Below are 3,506 nucleotides of genomic sequence, written 5' to 3' on the forward strand. Positions count from 1 at the left end.
AAGAAAATCACCATCAATATGGCCCCAGCCGATTTGCGAAAAGAGGGTTCGGCTTATGATTTGACGCTGGCAATTGGGATTCTCGTTGCATCTTCACAAATAAAAGCAGATGAAATAGACAAATATATTGTTATGGGAGAACTTTCGTTAGACGGAGGTTTGCAACCCATTCGCGGTGCTTTGCCCATTGCCATAAAAGCCAAAGAAGAAGGATTTAAAGGTTTTTTCCTTCCAATGCAAAACGTGAAAGAAGCCGCAATTGTTTCCGGTTTAGATGTTTATGGCGTTGAAAATATCCAGGAAGTTATCGATTTTCTCGAAGGGAAGGGGGCTTTAGAACCTACAATCATTGATACGAGAGCCGAGTTCTATAAAACGTTGGATTTTCCGGAATTCGATTTTAGTGATGTGAAAGGACAGGAAAGCATTAAGCGCTGTATGGAAATTGCCGCTGCCGGCGGACATAACATTATTCTCATTGGCCCGCCGGGAGCAGGAAAAACAATGCTTGCCAAAAGATTACCAAGTATTTTGCCTCCTATGACTTTGCGAGAAGCACTCGAAACTACCAAAATTCATAGCGTAGCAGGAAAACTCAAAGAGGCAGGATTAATGAATCAAAGACCTTTTCGAAGTCCGCATCATACGATTTCAAATGTGGCTTTAGTAGGAGGAGGAAGTTATCCGCAACCCGGAGAAATTTCGATGGCGCACAATGGCGTTTTGTTTCTGGATGAATTGCCGGAATTCAAACGAGATGTTCTCGAAGTAATGCGTCAGCCGTTGGAAGATAGGGAAGTGACGATTTCGAGAGCCAAGTTTACCGTGACTTATCCGTCGTCATTTATGCTGGTGGCTAGTATGAATCCAAGTCCGAGTGGATTTTTTAACGATCCGGATTCGCCACAAACGTCTTCTCCACACGAAATGCAGCGTTATTTGAGCAAGATTTCGGGACCATTATTGGATAGAATTGACATTCATATTGAAGTTACCCCAGTTCCTTTCGAAAAATTATCCGAAGACCAAAAAGCCGAAAGTAGCGTCGAAATTCGGAAACGAGTTACCGCTGCACGCGAAATTCAAACGGAACGTTTCGTTCAAATGGAAAATATCCATTACAATGCGCAAATGAATACCAAACACATTCGGGAATATTGCGCTCTTGACGACGTTTCGAAACAATTGTTGAAAACCGCAATGGAACGTTTGAATCTTTCGGCACGTGCCTACGATAGAATTTTGAAAGTAGCCAGAACTATAGCTGACTTAGAAGCTGCTCCAAAGGTTATTTCCTCCCATATTGCCGAAGCGATTCAGTATCGAAGTTTGGATAGAGATGGATGGTTGGGGTAGTTTCAGATTTCAGATTTTTGATTAAGAATGTTAAACATCTTATGCACGCTCCGCAGACTTTGAGACAGTGATGTTAGCTTTTGATTTGCTCAAAAAATTCCGATATTTTTATAATTATTGTTTGCTCATATTTACCAATATCCAATAAATCATTATCACCAGTCAATAAATAATTTGCTTTTCCATCTTTTGCTAAAGCGAGTAAAAAATTATCATTGGGGTCTCGACAAATTACTACTTTACTTTTTACAGTAATAAAATCGATGTACGGATCAAATACAGTTAACATTTCTTCTAAAGCATTTTCGGAGAAATATTTTTGAAGTTTGGGTTTTGTAATAGTTGCTTGAAGTTCTTCGACCAATTCGCTACTAAATAAGATTCTAGTATTTTCTGCTAATAATATTGGTTCTAGTTGATTGAGTTTTTTAGAAATGATGAAGCTAATCCAAAGATTAGTGTCAATAACCAGTCTAAGTGATTTATTTTTTGCCATATCTTTCAGCTCGAACTTCGGCAACAATATTTGCAATCTCATCTAAATTTGGAGCAGAACTGGCATTTTTTCTCCTCTTTTTTAGATATGATTGAAGTTTAGAAACAGGCACTTCAGTAATTTTGATAAGATTCAAGTCTTGCATTTCTTTGATAAGTTGCAACGCTTTTGGATTAAGTATTTCAATTTTTAGTGCTTCCATAATGTCAAAGTTAGGGAAATGGTTTCTATTTAGCAAAATGTTCAGAGAAATTATGGTTGAGTAGAATGTTTTTTAAAAGTAGTTAAATTATTGATACAACCTCAAAGTTGGTGACTTTGAAAAGCAGGGATAGATTTTGTTTCCCGTTGTATTGGGCACAGAATGCAATTCTGCCTAGCGTTTCGAGAGAGATTTATACATTTCCGAGCGATTGGGTTTTGAAAGTAGCCCGAACCATCGCTGATTTAGAAGCCGCTCCAAAAGTTATTTCCTCACATATTGAAGAAAAGCTATTCAATACAGAAGTTTGGATCGTGATGGTTGGTTGGGGTAGTTTAGAATGTTGTTTGAATTGGAATGGGCACGGATTGCAAATCCGCGCTATCGGGTGTATCAATTTCAGAAACATTTGGAAAACCAAAAAAACTTTTGATAATTCATAAAGAATTATCTAAGTAATTGGAACGATTTGTTGTCGTATTATTAAAACTATTTAATTATTTGTTTTTCAATTAATTAAGGCAATTTGTTTAAATGTAAAACACGACATTATATCGTTTTTACTACTTATATATTTGAATTTAAATAAAAAGTTTCTTTTACCTTACATTGGTAAGTTATCTGCAAACCTAAGATCCGTAACAAAACAGACACGAACACGAACACGAAATGACAAAAGAAAACAAAAAGAAAATTGACAATGCGCGTTTGAAATACAAACCTGACAGAGTCAAAACTTTGTTAATAGCGGAAGCACCTCCTGACAGTTTAGAACGTTTCTTTTATTACGAAAATGTTAGAGAAAGAGATTATCTTTTCCTTGGAGTAACCGAAGCATTATATCCTAACTTGAAAGAAGAGTTTATTGCAAGTGGACGAACACCCGAAAAGAAATCTATTATACTAAACAAGCTCAAGAAAGAAGGTTATTTTTTAATAGATTTATCCGACACTCCTATATCTTTGCTAAATGATATTCCTGTTGAAACCTTTGTTCCGAACTTAATTGAAAAAGTAAAGAAAGTGGCAGACACGAACACGAACATAATTTTAATAAAAGCGAATGTTTACGATTTAGCATATAAAGAATTAGCTAAACTTGGCTACAAAGTAGTTGACATAAGAATACCTTTTCCAAGTAGCGGACAGCAAACAAACTTTCAAAGGACATTTAGACAAGCATTAACTTTGACAAACAGAAAGTAACAACACGACAGAAATGAATACTGAAGCTCTTTTTTGTTAAATTAATAAAGTTTAATAAAAAAAAATAATTTAGTCCCTTACTTTTATTTTGAAATTATTTTTTTTATTAATACACTAGTTGCCTTTTTTACTATCACAAGTTTTTGCAAATCCTATAAGGGGAACTAAAATAATTGATTGAAATTCTCTTAGTTAACATATTTATATTTTATATTTGAAAGGAATATAAGTAATAAGAATAAAATA

The 3,506-nt window shown here is 35.2% G+C and carries 5 protein-coding genes; 3 read left to right on the forward strand and 2 right to left on the reverse strand.

Translation table 11 applies throughout. The features are described 5' to 3' along the window. Positions 1–1,356 (forward strand): YifB family Mg chelatase-like AAA ATPase (locus B2145_RS17440; RefSeq protein ID WP_291105202.1); only part of this gene is annotated, 1,356 nt, incomplete at its 5' end. Positions 1,357–1,429: 73 nt separating this feature from the next. Here B2145_RS17440 and B2145_RS17445 read toward each other — a convergent pair. Beyond that, positions 1,430–1,852 (reverse strand): putative toxin-antitoxin system toxin component, PIN family, encoded by a 423-nt coding sequence (locus tag B2145_RS17445; RefSeq protein ID WP_291105204.1) that lies wholly within the window; start codon positions 1,850–1,852, stop codon positions 1,430–1,432. Continuing rightward, positions 1,839–2,054, reverse strand: a complete 216-nt coding sequence (locus B2145_RS17450; RefSeq protein ID WP_291105206.1) for a hypothetical protein — start codon at positions 2,052–2,054, stop codon at positions 1,839–1,841. The genes B2145_RS17445 and B2145_RS17450 overlap by 14 nt, the downstream gene beginning before the upstream one ends. 116 nt (positions 2,055–2,170) lie before the next feature. Here B2145_RS17450 and B2145_RS17455 point away from each other — a divergent pair, with 116 nt between their 5' ends. Both B2145_RS17455 and B2145_RS17460 read left to right on the forward strand, forming a co-directional pair. Continuing rightward, complete coding sequence (locus B2145_RS17455) at positions 2,171–2,497, forward strand: hypothetical protein (protein ID WP_291105208.1); 327 nt, start codon at positions 2,171–2,173, stop codon at positions 2,495–2,497. Between the two features lie 226 nt (positions 2,498–2,723). Continuing rightward, the gene (locus B2145_RS17460) at positions 2,724–3,260 is read left to right on the forward strand and encodes a hypothetical protein (protein WP_291105209.1); all 537 of its coding nucleotides are present in this window, start codon (positions 2,724–2,726) and stop codon (positions 3,258–3,260) included. The last annotated feature ends 246 nt before the right edge of the window (positions 3,261–3,506 follow it).

The sequence above is a fragment of the Flavobacterium sp. UBA5153 genome (assembly GCA_002413745.1).
In the GTDB taxonomy this organism is placed as follows: domain Bacteria; phylum Bacteroidota; class Bacteroidia; order Flavobacteriales; family Flavobacteriaceae; genus Flavobacterium.